The 16,115-nt window shown below is 51.9% G+C and carries 25 protein-coding genes; 6 read left to right on the forward strand and 19 right to left on the reverse strand.

The window, feature by feature from the left end; translation table 11 throughout:
* Window positions 1-148: 148 nt before the first annotated feature.
* The 10 genes from BMS17_RS04145 to BMS17_RS04185 form a co-directional block, all read right to left on the reverse strand.
* The gene (locus BMS17_RS04145) at window positions 149-538 is read right to left on the reverse strand and encodes an antiterminator Q family protein (RefSeq protein ID WP_077430482.1); all 390 of its coding nucleotides are present in this window, start codon (window positions 536-538) and stop codon (window positions 149-151) included.
* Entirely contained in the window at window positions 535-825 is a 291-nt protein-coding gene (locus tag BMS17_RS04150) for a hypothetical protein (RefSeq protein WP_077430483.1), read from the reverse strand. Before BMS17_RS04150 ends, BMS17_RS04145 begins: the two co-directional genes overlap by 4 nt.
* Window positions 822-2,192, reverse strand: coding sequence for a DnaB-like helicase C-terminal domain-containing protein (locus BMS17_RS04155; RefSeq protein WP_077430484.1), 1,371 nt, complete (start codon window positions 2,190-2,192; stop codon window positions 822-824). Before BMS17_RS04155 ends, BMS17_RS04150 begins: the two co-directional genes overlap by 4 nt.
* Window positions 2,189-2,686: an ATP-binding protein gene (locus BMS17_RS04160; protein WP_256577135.1), complete on the reverse strand. Its 498-nt coding sequence runs from the start codon at window positions 2,684-2,686 to the stop codon at window positions 2,189-2,191. The genes BMS17_RS04155 and BMS17_RS04160 overlap by 4 nt, the downstream gene beginning before the upstream one ends.
* Before the next feature lie 289 nt (window positions 2,687-2,975).
* The gene (locus BMS17_RS04165; protein ID WP_077430486.1) at window positions 2,976-3,707 is read right to left on the reverse strand and encodes a helix-turn-helix domain-containing protein; all 732 of its coding nucleotides are present in this window, start codon (window positions 3,705-3,707) and stop codon (window positions 2,976-2,978) included.
* 3 nt (window positions 3,708-3,710) lie between these two features.
* On the reverse strand, window positions 3,711-3,932 hold the full coding sequence (locus BMS17_RS04170; RefSeq protein WP_077430487.1) for a hypothetical protein: 222 nt from the start codon (window positions 3,930-3,932) through the stop codon (window positions 3,711-3,713).
* On the reverse strand, window positions 3,929-4,060 hold the full coding sequence (locus BMS17_RS30585; RefSeq protein ID WP_256577136.1) for a hypothetical protein: 132 nt from the start codon (window positions 4,058-4,060) through the stop codon (window positions 3,929-3,931). The genes BMS17_RS04170 and BMS17_RS30585 overlap by 4 nt, the downstream gene beginning before the upstream one ends.
* Window positions 4,057-4,620, reverse strand: coding sequence for a hypothetical protein (locus tag BMS17_RS04175; RefSeq protein ID WP_077430488.1), 564 nt, complete (start codon window positions 4,618-4,620; stop codon window positions 4,057-4,059). Before BMS17_RS04175 ends, BMS17_RS30585 begins: the two co-directional genes overlap by 4 nt.
* Before the next feature lie 21 nt (window positions 4,621-4,641).
* Window positions 4,642-5,064 (reverse strand): phage regulatory CII family protein, encoded by a 423-nt coding sequence (locus BMS17_RS04180; protein WP_077430489.1) that lies wholly within the window; start codon window positions 5,062-5,064, stop codon window positions 4,642-4,644.
* Between the two features lie 67 nt (window positions 5,065-5,131).
* A complete protein-coding gene (locus BMS17_RS04185; RefSeq protein ID WP_077430490.1) occupies window positions 5,132-5,377 on the reverse strand; it encodes a YdaS family helix-turn-helix protein in 246 nt (81 codons plus the stop codon).
* Window positions 5,378-5,475: 98 nt separating this feature from the next.
* Here BMS17_RS04185 and BMS17_RS04190 point away from each other — a divergent pair, with 98 nt between their 5' ends.
* The gene (locus BMS17_RS04190) at window positions 5,476-5,901 is read left to right on the forward strand and encodes a hypothetical protein (protein ID WP_077430491.1); all 426 of its coding nucleotides are present in this window, start codon (window positions 5,476-5,478) and stop codon (window positions 5,899-5,901) included.
* Between the two features lie 46 nt (window positions 5,902-5,947).
* Here BMS17_RS04190 and BMS17_RS04195 read toward each other — a convergent pair whose 3' ends face one another.
* From BMS17_RS04195 to BMS17_RS04205, 3 genes are all read right to left on the reverse strand, one after another.
* The gene (locus tag BMS17_RS04195; protein WP_077430492.1) at window positions 5,948-6,751 is read right to left on the reverse strand and encodes a phage regulatory protein/antirepressor Ant; all 804 of its coding nucleotides are present in this window, start codon (window positions 6,749-6,751) and stop codon (window positions 5,948-5,950) included.
* Window positions 6,748-7,059, reverse strand: coding sequence for a DUF3077 domain-containing protein (locus tag BMS17_RS04200; RefSeq protein ID WP_256577137.1), 312 nt, complete (start codon window positions 7,057-7,059; stop codon window positions 6,748-6,750). Before BMS17_RS04200 ends, BMS17_RS04195 begins: the two co-directional genes overlap by 4 nt.
* A gap of 66 nt (window positions 7,060-7,125) precedes the next feature.
* Entirely contained in the window at window positions 7,126-7,290 is a 165-nt protein-coding gene (locus BMS17_RS04205) for an Arc family DNA-binding protein (protein WP_077430493.1), read from the reverse strand.
* A 143-nt stretch (window positions 7,291-7,433) separates the two neighbouring features.
* Between BMS17_RS04205 and BMS17_RS04210 the strand changes: the two genes are divergently transcribed.
* Window positions 7,434-7,886 carry a helix-turn-helix transcriptional regulator gene (locus tag BMS17_RS04210; RefSeq protein WP_077430494.1) on the forward strand — a complete coding sequence of 151 codons (453 nt, stop codon included), beginning with the start codon at window positions 7,434-7,436 and terminating at the stop codon, window positions 7,884-7,886.
* Between the two features lie 311 nt (window positions 7,887-8,197).
* Here the strand turns inward: BMS17_RS04210 and BMS17_RS04215 are convergent, their stop codons facing one another.
* Window positions 8,198-8,842 carry a hypothetical protein gene (locus BMS17_RS04215; RefSeq protein ID WP_077430495.1) on the reverse strand — a complete coding sequence of 215 codons (645 nt, stop codon included), beginning with the start codon at window positions 8,840-8,842 and terminating at the stop codon, window positions 8,198-8,200.
* Window positions 8,843-9,384: 542 nt separating this feature from the next.
* Between BMS17_RS04215 and BMS17_RS04220 the strand changes: the two genes are divergently transcribed.
* On the forward strand, window positions 9,385-10,374 hold the full coding sequence (locus BMS17_RS04220; RefSeq protein WP_175648951.1) for a restriction endonuclease: 990 nt from the start codon (window positions 9,385-9,387) through the stop codon (window positions 10,372-10,374).
* A gap of 185 nt (window positions 10,375-10,559) precedes the next feature.
* Here the strand turns inward: BMS17_RS04220 and BMS17_RS29615 are convergent, their stop codons facing one another.
* Window positions 10,560-11,150, reverse strand: coding sequence for a hypothetical protein (locus BMS17_RS29615; RefSeq protein WP_139348066.1), 591 nt, complete (start codon window positions 11,148-11,150; stop codon window positions 10,560-10,562).
* A 138-nt stretch (window positions 11,151-11,288) separates the two neighbouring features.
* On the opposite strand from BMS17_RS29615, the gene BMS17_RS04225 reads away from it, so the two are divergent.
* Window positions 11,289-11,555, forward strand: coding sequence for a hypothetical protein (locus tag BMS17_RS04225; protein WP_077430497.1), 267 nt, complete (start codon window positions 11,289-11,291; stop codon window positions 11,553-11,555).
* Window positions 11,556-11,936: 381 nt separating this feature from the next.
* The gene (locus tag BMS17_RS04235) at window positions 11,937-13,193 is read left to right on the forward strand and encodes a hypothetical protein (protein WP_077430499.1); all 1,257 of its coding nucleotides are present in this window, start codon (window positions 11,937-11,939) and stop codon (window positions 13,191-13,193) included.
* A 41-nt stretch (window positions 13,194-13,234) separates the two neighbouring features.
* Here BMS17_RS04235 and BMS17_RS04240 read toward each other — a convergent pair whose 3' ends face one another.
* Together BMS17_RS04240 and BMS17_RS04245 are read right to left on the reverse strand one after the other, a co-directional pair.
* Complete coding sequence (locus tag BMS17_RS04240) at window positions 13,235-13,756, reverse strand: hypothetical protein (RefSeq protein ID WP_077430500.1); 522 nt, start codon at window positions 13,754-13,756, stop codon at window positions 13,235-13,237.
* Between the two features lie 24 nt (window positions 13,757-13,780).
* A complete protein-coding gene (locus BMS17_RS04245; RefSeq protein ID WP_256577138.1) occupies window positions 13,781-14,122 on the reverse strand; it encodes a hypothetical protein in 342 nt (113 codons plus the stop codon).
* A gap of 75 nt (window positions 14,123-14,197) precedes the next feature.
* Between BMS17_RS04245 and BMS17_RS04250 the strand changes: the two genes are divergently transcribed.
* Window positions 14,198-14,533: a hypothetical protein gene (locus tag BMS17_RS04250; protein WP_077430501.1), complete on the forward strand. Its 336-nt coding sequence runs from the start codon at window positions 14,198-14,200 to the stop codon at window positions 14,531-14,533.
* A gap of 133 nt (window positions 14,534-14,666) precedes the next feature.
* Here the strand turns inward: BMS17_RS04250 and BMS17_RS04255 are convergent, their stop codons facing one another.
* Window positions 14,667-15,056: a hypothetical protein gene (locus BMS17_RS04255; protein ID WP_077430502.1), complete on the reverse strand. Its 390-nt coding sequence runs from the start codon at window positions 15,054-15,056 to the stop codon at window positions 14,667-14,669.
* Window positions 15,053-15,679 carry a type II toxin-antitoxin system MqsA family antitoxin gene (locus BMS17_RS04260; protein ID WP_077430503.1) on the reverse strand — a complete coding sequence of 209 codons (627 nt, stop codon included), beginning with the start codon at window positions 15,677-15,679 and terminating at the stop codon, window positions 15,053-15,055. Before BMS17_RS04260 ends, BMS17_RS04255 begins: the two co-directional genes overlap by 4 nt.
* Between the last annotated feature and the right edge of the window lie 436 nt (window positions 15,680-16,115).

Genomic DNA, 16,115 nt, shown 5'->3' on the forward strand with positions numbered 1-16,115 from the left:
TTTCCCTGATCGCGCACCGAGAGTACCACCACATCAACCGCCCACAAAAAAGCCCGACTCGGTGGTCGGGCTCTGTCTGTGGTGTCGCGCTGAAACAGCTGAACACCGTGCCATGAAAGCAGTTCGTTATCCGCGAGGAAAGAACTTTTTACGCTGCCTCACGAATCGTCTCCAGAGCGGAGTCAATCCAGGCGACTCCGGCCTTAATGACCTCCCGCGACTTCGCCTCACCTATGCCGTGTTCCCTTGCGATGCGCAATGCCGGCCATTTAGCACCGAAGTAAAGCCAGATAAAATTTCCCATCTGCTGATCCCGCTTCGTCAGTCGAGCAACTGCCCCATCCAGCACCAACGCCAGATCATCGGTCACTGAATATTCCTTCACTCCTCCATGGCACTGTGTGTTGTCGCGCATCAAGGCATAGAGCGGGGAAACGTAGCGAGGCACCCCCATGCCGTCCATCCGCCAATAGCCCCACTGCTCCAGCATCCACTCGGTATCCCCCAAAGCTTTACCGATGTACGTTCGCTTTTTCATGCGGCCTTCCTCGGATCTGGATCACTCAAACCGAACAGGTCGCGCAGCAAACGATCGGCAGGTTTGCTCTTCGCATTACCCTCAATCAACCAACGCTGGCCGAAGTCGTGGAACCCGATCTCTGCTCGGCTCCCGTGCCAGCTGGCAACCATGTCCAGCAGACACGCCAAAGCTGCAGCGCCGCCGATCTTGATCTTGGCAAATTCTTCACCGGCGACTGTCAAAAACATCCGCTCCAGTTCACTCATGCTTTTACGCGGGAGCGGTGCAGCGCTTTGATCGTTCATTGTGCTTTCCCCCTGTACTTGCTGACGAAGGGACGATTCATTTCGACCTCCTCATCGGATGGATTCGAATTGCCGCAGAAGTCGACGAAGCGCCCATATTCCCCTTGCTGCTGGACAAGGCAGCTTCCGACCTTCGCGTGTCGGCATTTGGGCATGATCAACTCGGTTACGCCGTTCTGGCCCTCCTCGCTGTCCATATCCCGGTGAACCAGGATGATGCAACTGGCATCAGCCTCGATCTCGCCAGAGTCGCGCAGATCGCTCGCCTGAGGCCTTTTGCCCACACGCTTTGTGGAGTCACGGTTCAGCTGTGAAAGCTCGATGACAGGAACGTTGAGTTCTTTCGCCAGGCGGAGGATCGCCTTGCTGATTGCGCCGACTTCCTCGCTGCGCGTCCGCCCTCTTCGCTCCGACTGAACCAAACCGAGATAGTCGACCATGATTCCGGCCAAGCCATGTTCACGCTGACATTGCCTTGCGGTTGATCGAATGCTCGCCGGGGTTTGATGCGGATCATCACAAATGAACAGCGGGGCTCCGTGCGCCTTGGCTACAGCTCCGACCATTCGAGCCCAGTCGTCATCCTGCATCTTCTCCGGATTGTCGAGCCGCCGCAGGTCCACACCGCCAAGGGACGCGATAGCACGCACTCCCAACTCTTCACCCGGCATTTCGATCGAGAACACCAACCACGGCAACTTCGCAACGCAGGCGTTGTGTTGCGCAATTTGCAGCGCCAGGGTGGTTTTCCCACTACCGGGAAGGCCGGCGATGATGGTCACCTTCTTCGGGCGAATCCCCTGTATCAACTCGTCAAGCTTTTGGAGCCCGGTCGAAGGCCAATCCGATCTCAGACCAAGATGTTTGTCATTGACGCCTTCAGCGGCCAGACCCATGACGTGATCCAGGCGGTGGTACTTCGGGTGGTCGTCATCAAGGTCGCGTAGATCTGCAGTCGCCTGCTGAGCCAACGCGATGATCTCAGCCACCGACCTGTCCTCACCGACTTGCTCTCTGATCACGTCGGCAGCCTGGACAACCTGGCGCAATACGGCGCGTTCCCGAACGTGACGCGCGTAAGCCTTCCAGTTGGCTGCACTAGGGATGTTTTTGGCGATCTCGACGGCGAATGCCAGCGTGCTATCACCGCTTGGCAACCGAGGACGAAACAGTCCAACGGTTACCGCGTCGATGGGATCCCCCGTTGCTTGGCAATCGACAATCGCCTGGTACAGCGCGGCGTTCTCCAGGTCATGAAAGTCCGAGCTTTTTACCTTGCTCGTAATTTCGTCGAACAGCGTCGGGTCCAACATGATTGCACCTAGGACGCCGTGCTCCGCCTCGATGCTGAACAGTTCGCGGCTCATACTGCACCTCGTGCAGATGCCCAGTTGAAACCGATAGCTTGCCCACCCGCTTGCCGTAAGCGATCCAACGCGCGATCCCCGATGTAACGAGCGAGATCCGCGGTTACAAGATTGGAAACTAATACCGTCGGCAGGACGAGTTGGTAGCGCCGATCGATCACCTCGTGAAGAACGCCAAGCTCATACGCGCTGCCACTTTGAGCACCGACCTCATCAATCACCAGCAAGTCGAAGCTCGCCAGTTCGTCGAGGACATTTCTGTCCGAATACTCGGCGCTTCGATCCATGGCTCCCTTGAAGACGCGGATGATCTCAGCTGCTGTGGCGATTACTGCTTGAGCCCCGTGCTCACGGATGACCGCCTGGACCATCGCGCACGCAAGATGGGTTTTGCCGTTACCGACGTTGCCGGAAAGGACAAGTGAGCGGCCGGCAGCGTAGTTATCGGTAAATTGGCCAACATAACCCTTGCAGGCATCCAGAGCCTTGGCCATAGCCGCGCCCCCTTCGACGGTCCTGTAGGTGTCGAATGTGCACCCGCTGAAACGTGGGGAGATACCAGAGCCTACGAGCAGCCTGTTCAGGTCTTCAGCCTTCTTCCTACCCTTCGCCAGGATGTGAGCCTCCGCGGACTTCGGAGTTGTGTGCAAAGCCTCCCAGTGGCAATGCTTGCAACCACGAGTCATCACAGAGCCGTCGAATTGCTCAATCTCGGAACTGCTCACCGAGCCATGCAACGGACATTCGAGGTCAAAGAAGCGGACTCGAGGCGATCTGCAAAAATTAGAAATTTGCGCCACTCTTCACCTCCGGATACATCTCTTGCGTATGGTTTGGCAGGCCGTGAAAGGCCGAGCTTGAGCTGACACCGGCCGGCTTAAGTACGTCGTGCCACCGCTCACCGTTCAGCCAGGTGGCGGCGTTCGGGATGTACCGTCCGTCGTCCTTGGTCCAGTCCTCGGAAATGCAGTGACTGCCCAGGGCGGTGATCAGAGTCTGGTGTAGCTCGTCGTTCGGCTTCAGCTTCGCCCAAGCTTTGGCAGCGTCCTTGCGCCCCTTCTTTTTCGGGTACAACTTCCAAAATTGCTCAAACCCTACCAACAGGTCCGGAGTGACCATAGGTTTAGGTTCATTGACTGGTTCATAAGGGTGACTGGTTCTGGGGGCAGCTGCTGCCCCACCCCCTGGGTTATCTCCTGCCCCAGGTGGGTTATCTCCTGCCCCACCCCCTAGGTCAGATGCCGCCCCACCATCAAGCGACAAGTGAAATACGTTCGACTGATTCAACTCACCTTTCCGGCGAAACTCACGACGGAGAAAGCCGGCCTTTTCCAGTTCGCGGATATGCAGTTTCACCGTAGAACGGCCGATCTCACATTGGTCGGCAATGTGCTGATAGGACGGCCAGCACTCACCTTGGTCATTGGCGTTGTCCGCAAGCTTGATCAGCACCAGTTTGCGCAGAGGATTTCCTACCTTCGTTTTCATGGCCTTGACCATCAATTCCATGCTCATAGGTCAGAGCTCCATCTCGTCTGTCACACGCTTGATGAAAGCGTCGTAGGATTCAGCCATGACGAACCCCTGCTCCTCCAGAGCCTGCCGATAGGCCTTGGCACTGCCGTAGAGCACCCAGCGCTCGCGCTCAGGGAGATGGCGGAAGCTGGCATAGGTGGGCCAAGGTCCGGCGATTTTGCAGGCTGTGGACGGCTCAATGTGTGCCACGGGGAGAGTTATCATTGAAGCGCCTCCCAAGCCGGCAGTTGCGCTGTTGATGGCGCATCACCATCGAGCCGCATGACATGCTCCCTGTAAGCCTCGTCAATGACCGTCGTTGCATCGAGTATTTCGACGACATCGCTAGTCATTGGTCAGCACTCCAAACCAACATCCAACTCGGTTTAGCAGCGGCCTTCGCAGCTTCGCCATGCCAACCAATCGCCTCCAAGATAAATCTCCCGGGCCGCGCTTCGTATTTCGAAGCCTTGACGATTGCATGCATCACCGCGGCTTTTCTTTCGAACTCAGGTACTTCCCGACTGGAAAAACCTTTTGCTGAAAGTGACAATTCGGCCTCTGGCACCTCCGATTTAAGGAGCTGTAACGCGCGCTTCGCGTCTGCGAGGCCCATTTCATAAGTCATGAAACGCTTAATGCCGCGCTCACGATGAGTGCCTTGTACGCAGTAGCCAATGCAGCCGATATCGAAGCCCAGTTCTTTGGCCGGATCGCGAAGCATTTGCGGCATACCCCGAGGGGCCAAATTCAAACGAGCTTGTTCACTACCGATTGCGTGTGCCATGATAAATACCTCTACGAGATGTGTTGTCCTGGTTGCACAGGACAATTTGATAAGCCCGGTTCCCGCCGGGTTTGTTGCTTTCTGCACCGGGTGAATTTCATCATCCACCCGTTTGAAATAATGCAAGTCCTGTCCTGGCTGACGTTTTCACGCCGCCTTCACCGATTCTTCAAGCACCAGCAAGCTCTGCCGCACATGGCCGATTTCTTTCTGGATGCCCGCCTTCTCAATCTGCGAAACATGACCATCCGCTATGGCGTCATGAACGGCGCGGGACACATCCCCGGACTCGGCCGCCAGGTGAACCAGCGCTTGAATCAGGCTGACCCCTTCAGGCTTCACTTGAGGCACCAACTCGTATCCCAAGGCGCTCGCCAGTAACTGCAATGGTTCTGGGTTTTTGCTGTGCACCAGAATCTGTAGGAACTGCTCCAGGTTCAGCCGATGCGAGTCGTCATTTGGATTGCTGCGGTTGAGCAGCGCGGTGTGGCTCATGCCCATCAGGTGAGCCAACTGCTTTGGCCCCGCATCAAGCACTGCCTCATGAATTGCGCGATGTACTTGTTCCATTCGGGAAACCTCTTGGCGGTTGTCGTGGCAGCACGTCGTACCGATGAGCGAAACTTTGCTCATCGGATCAGGCGGCAGATTGCTCGGAGCTGGTGGATGAATTACGCAGATAAGCCCAGTCGATATCAGGACGCAGTTCTTCACACGTCACCGCCCTCCCCGACTCGCGATCAAGATTGATGGCGAGCCCAGGACCAGCCAGGCGATACCCGTAGGCAATCTGTTTGAGGTTGCCGACGCTGGTGCCACTTCGCTCGGCTAGAGCATCCAGTTGGGCCGGCTCCAAGGAGCGGATGTGTTCAAGTAGCTTCATGGTGACCTCCGAAAGAGCTCAAGATTACTCTTTGCTAATTTACATAGCAATAGCAATTCATAATTTACTGTTTGCTAACGCAAGGTCACTATTCGCCTATGGATATGAAAACTCTTCGGGTCGAAGCGCTGCGGCGTGTCATCGGCCCACTCAGCCAGAAAGACTTCGCCGACCAGCACGATCTGGACGCGTCCTATTTGTCCCAGATCCTCAATGGACATCGAGGCCTGGGCGAGAAGGCTGCGCTCAACCTTGAGCAAAAGATCGGCTTGGCACCTGGTGTATTGGTTAACCCGGGTGGCCATGGGTCCAATATCATCGAAGGTGAGTTCGGTCGCTTTGAGGTCGTGCGCGAGCAGTCCCCTGCATACCAAGCCATGCTGGGGACCGCTTCACCCAAGTCGATCGCCATTATCGATAAGCTGGCCAGAGCTGCGGCTAAGGGTAAGCTTCAGGAGTCGGACCTTGTACTACTGGAGGGCATCGCCGGCCTCCTCGAAAAAGCCCACTCTGAAAAGCCTTGAACCCCAGATAGCAAAAGCCCGGCACTAGGCCGGGCTCTCTCCTCTACTATTTCAGCAAGTCCTCTTCCCTTCTCTGCCACATAGCCTGAAGCTTGGTCAGCCCCTTGCCAGTGATCAGCGTCGAGCAGGTCGGAACAGTGCCGTCGATTGGATGATCAAAGGTGCCAAGTTTCACATCGAGCAAACCTGCCTCAATCTTCGCCTGGTATGGCTCGTTAGTCCTGGTCACCCACCCCTTCTGGCGCATGAACTGCAACAACCGAGTGCGGCCGGTGCCGATGATCTTCGCAGCCTGGGCTGCGTTGTACGTCTTATGCGACACAGCGACCATGTCGTGGAAAGCCACCTTTGGCGCGTCTTGCTCAACCCTCACTTCCAGCTCGTGGTTCTCTTTCGAGAGTTCAATGTTGTCCGCCTCCAATGCGACGACCTTCGTCACGTTTTCGGTGAGCAGCGCCAGAAGTGTGCGAGGGTCGCTCAATGCAGTTGCGTAGTCGAAGGCTGGTTTCACATTGGCCTCTTCGAGTTCGTGCAAGCGGCGAACAACCTTGCGTCGAAGCGGGATGCTGTAGCCGGTCAGAAGCGTCTCTGTCAGCTCTCGATCCAAGTGGAAGTTTTCGGTGTAGCCCCGGGTGTCTTTGGTCTCCTGGACATGGCTCAAATCTGAGCCATCCTTTTCCAGCTCATCGAGCATCTCGCGGATGTCACGAAGCACGTTTTTATGCTGCTTCCCAGTTAGCTCTGCGATCTCAGAGCTGCTCATGGTTACAGCACGAGGTGAGCTCTCAGCAACTTGAAAGCTTGCCGTTGCGCGAGGAGCCTGCGCATGTTCGCCAAATGAGAGGTTCATTGCGCGCGCTCCAAGCCTGCGTGTACCGAGTCGACAATGACTTTCGCCGTATTAGCCGCCCGGAATAGGAGCCAAGCTTGATTAGGCGTGATTCCATCGCCCCCCATACCAGCTGCTTCAAGCGATGATTTCAACTCACTAAGAATGCAGGACGCCTCCTCAAGGGCATCGATTACTGAGATCCCTGGCCGGACAGCAAGAAGGTGTTCCTGGTCGGGGTTGCAAATCGTGAACGACAACTCCACCGTTACCGGCATACAGATAGCGCCAGCATTGAGTTTTTCGTTTACTGCGGTATGCTTATCCATGACGTTTTTCCTAGAAGATTGACGTTCTGCTTCATGGCCTCAAGCGTTGGCGCGCTTGGGGCTTTTTCATGCCTGTTGTTTTTCATGCACTAGCTCCTGCTCCATCATTTTCCTTAGCCGGAAAACCACCTCCCCGTTTGCTGACCTCCCGTTCTCCTCTGATTTCGCGCTCAACCAGTCTCTGACATGGGCGGGTAAACGAATCACCAGCGGCCTTTTCTCTTGCGTCATGCCAATCTCCAATTTTTTTGTCAGTGATCGTTTGTGATCATTTGATACCTCTTGTGATCACCTGTCAATAGCGATCATAGGAGATCATTTCTAGTCTGGTATAGTGATATTTAAACGTATATTGACAGGCTAAAAGGCTACCAATGACTGATGCAAAGCCATTCTCGGAGCGACTCCTATGGGCCAGATCTGAGGCAGGACTTACTCAAAAAGACTTGGCATCCAAGAGTGGAATAAGCCTTCCTCAGATCGTTAGGTATGAGGCGGGAAGATCAAAACCTCGATTGGGCGGAGCTCTTAAACTAGCTAGAGTGCTGGGCATGGACGCTTACGATCTCGCACCCGAATTGAAGAGGACTACTAAAGAGATAGAGATAGAGTTTTCTGATGCGGAGTACCAGTTTTTGCATGATCAGTCTGAGGTTTTTGGCATCACGGTCGAAGAGCTAATTCGAAAGCTCACCATGTACGGCATCAAGAACAACCTCAACGATCCCAATATCAGGCAGGCAATCGAAGAAGAAGAACCCGGGCTTATTCACCGAATCGAAACTCTTAACGATGACGACGACGATCCCCTTGAGTCAGAGTCTTGACGAAAAACTTTCTCTAAGGAACAGAGCGCACGCGACTCTCTCATAGCAATTTTCTGCCGACCCGCGCCTTTACTTCCACGTTCGGCTAGATCCGCTTGGGCACTACGCCTATTTATCGACCTCTACTTTAATTAGCCCGACCCGATGCCGCACCCTTCGCGTACTTGTGGATGCAATGACTCATAGGTTTATTAACACCTTAACTAGATCACCAGTAGCCAGCATTTGACGCTATAAAAGCGCAACATAAAACATCGTGTACGTTCCGTAACGGGGGTTTACACGAGCGTAAAACCCCTTGAGCGTAACGCTCAGGATGATTTAGGTGAGCGTCCAGGCTGCTTTGCGTAAGCGGGAGCCATCGGCCTAAGCCAACCTTTAATCGTTTCGATAGTTTTGGGCATATCCTCCGCCCAGCCCTCACTTTCTAACCGCGTCCTAACGTACACAGCCATATCCGACAGACGGGGATACTCCTTCTTTTGTGCATCTGATTTCCATTTTTCATCCGCGATAGTCCTCGCCCTTTCTCTAATTGCGTCTTTTATCTCATTGACAACCGCGAGCGATGAATTGAATGCCGCACTTTCCGACCTATAACGCCTCTTTAAATTTTGAGATGGTATAAAAAACAATTGCGCAATACTAAAAACAAATTCTGAAAAGTCTTGCAAAGCTTCAGGGCGTCTAACTGAAGCATCAGCCAGATGCTCTTGCACTTTAATCAATGGAGCGAGAACAACGCCAGCAAGATCTAAAGACAGATCAAAAAGCTCCTTTTCCGATTTAAACTTCCGCGACAAACCCACGGCCGATATCATCGCAAGCAACCCTACAACCTCATTTTGGACTTTTAGCAAGTCATCACTCAAAAAGTTATAATCTTCAGAGGCGTCGGTAAACTCCTGTGCTGCTTGAATAAATAAATCTCGAACTTTTTCAAAATTCTCGCTCATGCCACTCCCTCAACAAATCATCCATCGTTCTTTCAAGAAACAGCCACAATAGCATTAAGTCTATCGCCAGTTAGCAAAATGTAATAGGTAGCAGAGCACGTTCAGGGCAACGATTTGTCAGCCTGGGACGCTACTGACTCTCAGCTAACGATTTCCGCTTCAACCGTAGCCAGAGGTTGAAGCGGGTGGTGTGGAAGACTCACCCGTTTGGTCCGTCTGCTCCTCATCGAACCGTGCTCCGAAAACTTCTCATTCTTCGCAGGCGTTCACGAAAGCCGGGAAGGCAAATAGCGGAAAACTCCCTCGCCCGGCCTCCTCCAACGCGACCAACAAACGGGTGGAAAACACTTTCGTATACCCGCTTGGGCTAAAGGTCCGTAAGGGAAGGCCGATATGCTGAAAATGTTTCTTCGGCTGCTCCCTGTGGCTAAGACATCTAAAAGTCAGTCGGGCTCAGCCACCATCCAGCTACAGCTAAAAGCCAAAGCACTGCTCATAGAAAACCAAAAATCGTTCAACATTACCAAAACAGGACGCTAGCCTTGGCAAGATTCAATTTTAAAGAAATCGCGTCAGCAAAAGATGGTGGTGGAGACATTGACCAGTTTGAAAAATTCAGCAAACAGTTTTTCGAGTCAGTTCTCGGCCACGATATCGTCAAAGACCCGGGCCGCGGTGCTGATGGCGGCATCGACATTTGTGTAAGAGTAAAAAGCAATAGTGGTTATGAGCACTGGCTGGTCAGCTGCAAGCATTATGCTCACTCGGGAAACTCCGTGGGGCGAGGTGATGAAGAGGATATCCTCGACAGGCTGGCAGAACATGGCTGTGATGTTTTCGTAGGGTTCTACTCTACGATCGCATCAGAAGGGCTATTTCAAAAACTCGAACGACTGCGTATAAACAAAGACATAAAATATAAAATCTACAATTCCGAGGACATTGAAAAACTACTACTTGATAGCATTCAAGGATTCCGCGTAGCGAAACAGTTTTTCTCAAAATCGCTAGTGAATATGTGGCCGCAAATTATTTCTTTAAATCCAACCTACTCTACAAGCGACGCTGTAGAAGCGGCCCCTAATAAGTGGATTGTAGAAGCAGCCTTTCCAGAAGGGTCATGGAGGGCATATTCAAACTCAGCAGAACACGCAGCTCTGATTGCAAATGAGTTAGTTATGCAAGAAATTCATGCACCAATGTTTCTAGCTGCCTGGAAAGATGCTGTACGCTTATTCCAAGATTTTTTTGAAATTCCATGCACTGGAATTGATGCCGCATTGAGCTGGAAAGAACTTCCGCCCAAATGGTCCGCAGAGATCTCGTTGACAACATTGTCACCGAATCCACGCTGGTCACTACTCGCCATTTGGAGTCTCGTGGATGCCAGTAAAGTTCGCTCCATCCTTAAAAAAATGGATCGTGATGCCTCACAGCGGCCTGTAGATTTGATGAGTTTTGAGTTTTTATCGGGCGACACAGGTACTGATCGCCGAGACATCCTGACAAGGCTATTTGCGTATCGCTGCTGATACCGCCCTCAGTATGCCTTGTCTCTCGGACAGAAGACGTAAGGGGCATTGGCTGATCCCCCTAGGTTGCGCATCAACAGGGTGTGCAACCTAGGGTCGACAATCGACGAATATTCAAGAAATTATGTTTCGGTGCCGCAGGTTATAGCGCTCGAAAAAATTTACCTGCGCAAATAATTCAGTGTTCAGCATGGGCCACACGACCCCGAACCTGAAACTAATGTCTCAGCACCAATGCCCGGTCGATATGTCGATAACCATTTTTCTAACCGGTCAATGACCTCAGGGGAATCAGTGCACCTGTAACCCCGCCCCTTCTGTACAATCTGTTGCAAATCTTCAGGGAGATCACAAGCCTGGCTTCCGAAATACCAGAATTTTTTAGCTACAAGGACATTTTTCCCACTCAGATCATGATCCATGTGAGAGCAGTCATGATTATCACTTTCTCGCTGAAACCAATCACCCTCCTCATCCTTGAAGTAAATATTGTCCCCTTGGCGATTAGCGTCATCTCCGTTTCGTGACGGTTGCTTCGGCAAAAAGCGCGAATCTCGCCCGTAGTCCTCAAGCGAGACCACTTCATCGATCTTGGCAGCGTATATGAGCTTTCCTCGAAGGCCGTGGACAGCTGATCCAGTCCCCACCAACCAACTCCCAGCTTTCGCGTTACGTCGAATCACAGGCATACAAGTGGCCAGCGTTAAAAACTCGCCGAAGGGATTTGGAGCAAAGCCAGTGTCATGAGTGATGACATAGCCATAAATTCGATTCATGTGTATTACTCGCTGCAGATAGCTAAGACGACCACTACTAACTGTATCAGTTGCTAATGGTGATTTAGCCGCACGAAATGCTACGGTCAATACGTATTCGGACCTGTTGTTTTTCACTCAGCCTGCGAGACGAGAAAAATGGATTTTGATTATCGCTACCTCATTGCTCTTATCTTTGCGGCCGCGGCTTTCTTCGAGGCCGTAACCATCCGAAAGCTACTGCACAAGCTGAACGACAAAATAGACACGTTGGATGCCATTGTCGTTAACCTGGAGAGCCAGGTGGCGGACGCAGCGCACGAAACGGCATCAGCTAAACAGGTCGCGCTGAATGCCTGGGACGATGCGAAGAGTCGACATTTCGAGATCATCTCAGCAGTAAACAATGCGCAGGAGAGCAGATGAAACTCTTGAATCTGGCTCTGATTCTTATAATTGGAATAGCCATCGGCAGGTTCACGGCGCCGGGCGACCCTAACGCAGTGCCCACCTATGGAGAAACCGGTTACCCCAAAAATTGCCGGGCTGTGATCCAAGCCAATCTCGATGCATGGACAGCCAAGCAATACTCCGCTAACGACATTTTCTTATCTATTGCTAGGAACTGCGGCAGAGCCGGTCAATCTTGGGGTCAATAGCATGTCCTCCCTTCAGACTCCTTTGAGACCCACTCCGTGCGGGCTTTATTTGAGATGAAGTAAATCTATCTGTACCTGTTGCTAATGGTGGTTTAGCTGCCCAGGGTGATACGGTCAATCTCCTCACTCCGCGTGAAGAGATAAGAGCATGGCCGCACTCGAAAAGCGCTATCCCCGCGAGTCGTTCACCAAGAAGCTGGAGCGGATTTGCCAGAGGCTGGACGAGGCATCCATCCGCACCATCGCTCACAAAGACTTCTTCAATAAAGCAGCGACGTCCCGGGTTGAGATCACCTCACTGTGGGTCGTGGGCTCATACGCCCGCGGCGCACTGTTGTGTGGCGACCTGGATCTCGTCATTGAGTATCGACTCGTTGAGGGGCACCACCCTATGCCTCAGACGATAACGAAGACATTCTTCGGCGCCCTTCCGTACGTTAGCTATTACTTTGGCAAGCCAGAGAGCAGCACGTCGGGCGTAGTATTCCTGAATCCAATTCCGATCTGGACCGAGCCAGGCTGCGACTGGAGAGCGGCGATCGATTCAATTCAGCCTGTCTCTAGCGCCGGCCGCGCAGCGCGCGAGACGGACTCGATAGCATTACGGCCGGAACAGCTCTACATGGAGCCCGAACGCTTGCAGCAGCTAGCGGCCCAGGAGAAAGAAGGCCTGCTTGAGTGGGAGTTTGCTGAGTTCACTGCAGCCGACCTTGAGCCGGTACTGCTAGAAGCAATCAGCCACCGAGATAAAAAGCTTCTCCGGATTGCCTCCATGATGGGGAAGAAATCCCAGGTACTGATTCCCGCAATAATTCGACTGATGACAAAGCACGAACGCTTTGGAGTCTGGAACTCCTCAGATAGCTATCGAGCAAAGCTTAGCTGCGGGGCCACTGTTCTACTCCTAGGGCGCCCTGCCTTGCCGTACTACCCGTTCGAAGATGAACCAACCATCAAGCAGTACGTACTCATTCCTCATATCAGCCAGAAGGGCCCTAACGGCGCTTGGATAATCCGGCGCGGCCCGAACCATCCAGACTCTCAAGCACTCGCAAACAGGCATGCCTATTATCTCGGGAGCCAAGGATCCCCAGATACGGTTGCATATCGCGATCGCAGCAAAGCTTGGTCAACTGAACTGCTGGAGCTTTTCAACACACGAGAAGAGGCAGAAGAGTTCGCTAGCTTGTGGGATGACGGTGACGGGGCGCTGGAGACAAGGGTTGATAGGGCTGAAGGGGCAGACCTGATCTCGCTACTTGCTTTGGTGGACATCGTCGAGATTGGAGAACAACAGTTCGCGATGACACGTACTGGGGCTGCTTACATAGATCGAGAAAAAGCGACGATGGAGGAGATCACGGCTGCCCTCCCCCATACAGTCCAGATCAACGCTGAAGTTTGAGTGAACGACTGAGACGCAAAATGGCCCGCTATCAGAGTCGGTTAATGCTCTTCTTTAGCTAGCGACCAACCAGCAACGTAGAGCGCGTGATGGCGATCGATCTCCTCGCGCGGAGCTGTCTGCGCATCGTAGGTTACTTGGTCCCTTCGAATTTTTTTTGGCGGTGGAAGGATGCTGTCCATTCCAAGTCCTATAGCTGGAGTTGAATTTCTCTTTCTGGCAATTTCTTGCGGTGAGTCAGAGAAGGTCACTGCGGGTTTAAACGTTCCGCGACGCTTAGCTCCACGACGCTGTTTCCTGGTCAAAGCCAGAGATACGAAAGGCACTGCTCCGTTTCGGATTACCCTTTGATAGTGACTGAGATGAGCAAACAATCTTTCTGCCAAGCGCTCAAACTCCGGTCCTTCTCCAAGGTCCTTCATGACCTTGTACAGAAGTGCGAGCTGTTGCCACTCCCAACTATCAACATCTGCGGGCCTTTGAATCTCAAGAGCCTTCAGAAATTTTGAGAGTTTCGACGGCAATGTCATGTTCGCCAACTCCTTCGGCGAGGGTAGTGTCATGATCAGCCTCCTTCGAAATCTAGGCTAGGCATTGGCCTTGTTGCATTCATAGTATGGTCGTCCGTCTTCCAGCTCCACCTTTTCTTCCGGCTTGCACCTGGCCACCAAGTCAGCCATCAATCCAATAATGGCATCAGTGCTGGCCTTCGGTACTTGTAGGTGCGAGATGACTCGGTCAGACGTATTCGTGGAACCACGCTGATCGATCCAGATACCGATCACCTCAATTCCAGACCCGGGAGCCATGATGTCGGATTCATGCGGTAAAGCAGTGCGGGGGAAGGATCGTTCGGCATGGCTATCGCTCCAGTTCATGGTGGAGGCGTAGAAGCGGAGGGGGAAACGAATAGCCAAGAACTGGGCCACTATCCATCGATGACGAGAGAAATCCTCAACCACTGCTATAGCTGATTGTTTGATCAATATGCGGAGTGCGTGGCAATGACTTTAAATCGATTTGGCGCTTGGGTCTGGGGCACAGGTACTGCAGTCACGGCTATTTTAGCGCTCGCCGTGGTCGTTTATTGGGGAGGACACCTGGTTCCTGATGGGTGCCTTCTAACGGCGGACAAGGAATGGAAAATAGCGGGCCTCTACCAACCCCTCAAGGATTGCGGGAGTTTGGTTGCTGGGATCTTAGGATTTAGTGGTCTAGCGTGGTCCCATTTTTATGCAGAGGCAAATAAGACAGCCGAGGTGAAAAAAAAGGTGGCTGAAGCACAAAAAAGGGCCGAAGCACAAAAAGTAGCTACCCAGCCGCAGCAGGAAACAAGTTGAGTTTAGAATGAAAAAGCCCGGCGCTTGGCCGGGCTTATAAGCCTGCTATTACAAAGAGTGAACCGACGCCAAAGTTCGGCCAGCTTTAGCTAAACCACATCAGTACTTATCGCAAGCGAATCATGTCTTTCAGTTAGTTAATTATTATTTCGAACGACTTGGAAAATTCATACCCATCAATGGTCATGCTCAAGTTATGCATGCCTGTGTTTTTGAACTTCACATTTACAAATTTTCCGGCGACCACCAAAAGCTTTGTTTTTTGATCCTTAGGGATTGGAACAACTCCCTCGGTAAGAAGCTCGCCGTTCGGAGCTATTACTTTTATTTCTACCGATTCTGAATCAGAAAGCCCTTCAAACTCACCGTAGGCCGACAAGGTATGGATCGCATGATCCTGTCCCGGGATTAAATCAAGGGAGATAGGTTGATGCGTAATCCCCATGACCGAGAACCGTTCATTTATTTCTGCTCTGACATCTTCTGCGATCAGTAGCGTGTAGTTGGGTAGTTTTTTTTTCATGCTGGCCTGCCGCCACAAAATTCGAAATTAATAGCGTTTGAGCTGATCGGATTATTCGCAGGCTGCTCCACCACCGTTGGAAGAAATGCAGTCTGGGCGGCCACTACAACCTCTTTGAAAAAAGAGAATAATGGACCATCAGCAGGTTTTTGCGGAACAGTGGAAGGAATATAAATTTCCGTCTGAACAGAAGCCAGTGCCCGTCGCTGCTCGTCGGCCTTCATCAATGTTTCTATTAATGCAGGCTTTATATCAAGAACCCTAAGCATATTATCAACGGCAATTGATTGTTTCACTACACCTGATTCATATTTGGAGAAAGCGTTTCCTCCACCACCAATAATTGCAGACGCCATTCGCTGTGACAGTTTTAGCTTTTTTCTAATTCTATAAACTTCATGAGTTGCTAGAAGACCATCGACCGCACGCTGGAAGTTTATACTTAAAAGTTTGTTGTGTTTCGTTTGCGCATGCGTTGCAACAGACGATCCGCAGACGTTGCATTTAGATGACTCAAATGCGTCAGCTTTGCATGTCACATTTTTATAGTTTATTTCTCTTGAGAAATAATAACTATGCAGGTGCCCTTCACAGCACACTGGGCAAATCTCTAAATTGTTCATAATTTATCTCTATGAACTGAAAAAAATAGTATCATCGAACCTAGTTTGTTTATTGAAAACTTCAAATAATAACTACATTGACGAATATCTCTTTCTGAGGGAAGCTTCTCAGCTTTCCGAATTCGGTACGAATCTGCTTCGAACCATGGGCTAGCCGGTGAAAATTTGCACCACTCGGACCCGTTGTAATGCCTGTCTCGAAGAGACATAACCAGATCCGCCAAATCTTGCTCATCCATGCAATAGTCAATCATTTCTCCAGATCCATCCTCTGTAGCGACGTAAATGCCTTTGTATCCTTTCTCTCGGATGAGGGCATGAACGGTCGCCAATTCGTGGCATGGTCCATCTGCAATTTTTCGCTCTGCATCGGTCGGATGCGGCCTGGATGGTGGCAGGCGTTTGTTAGTATTAACCATAATGGGTACAAACGCTA

This window comes from Pseudomonas sp. C9 (assembly GCF_002000165.1).
Taxonomy (GTDB): Bacteria; Pseudomonadota; Gammaproteobacteria; order Pseudomonadales; family Pseudomonadaceae; genus Aquipseudomonas.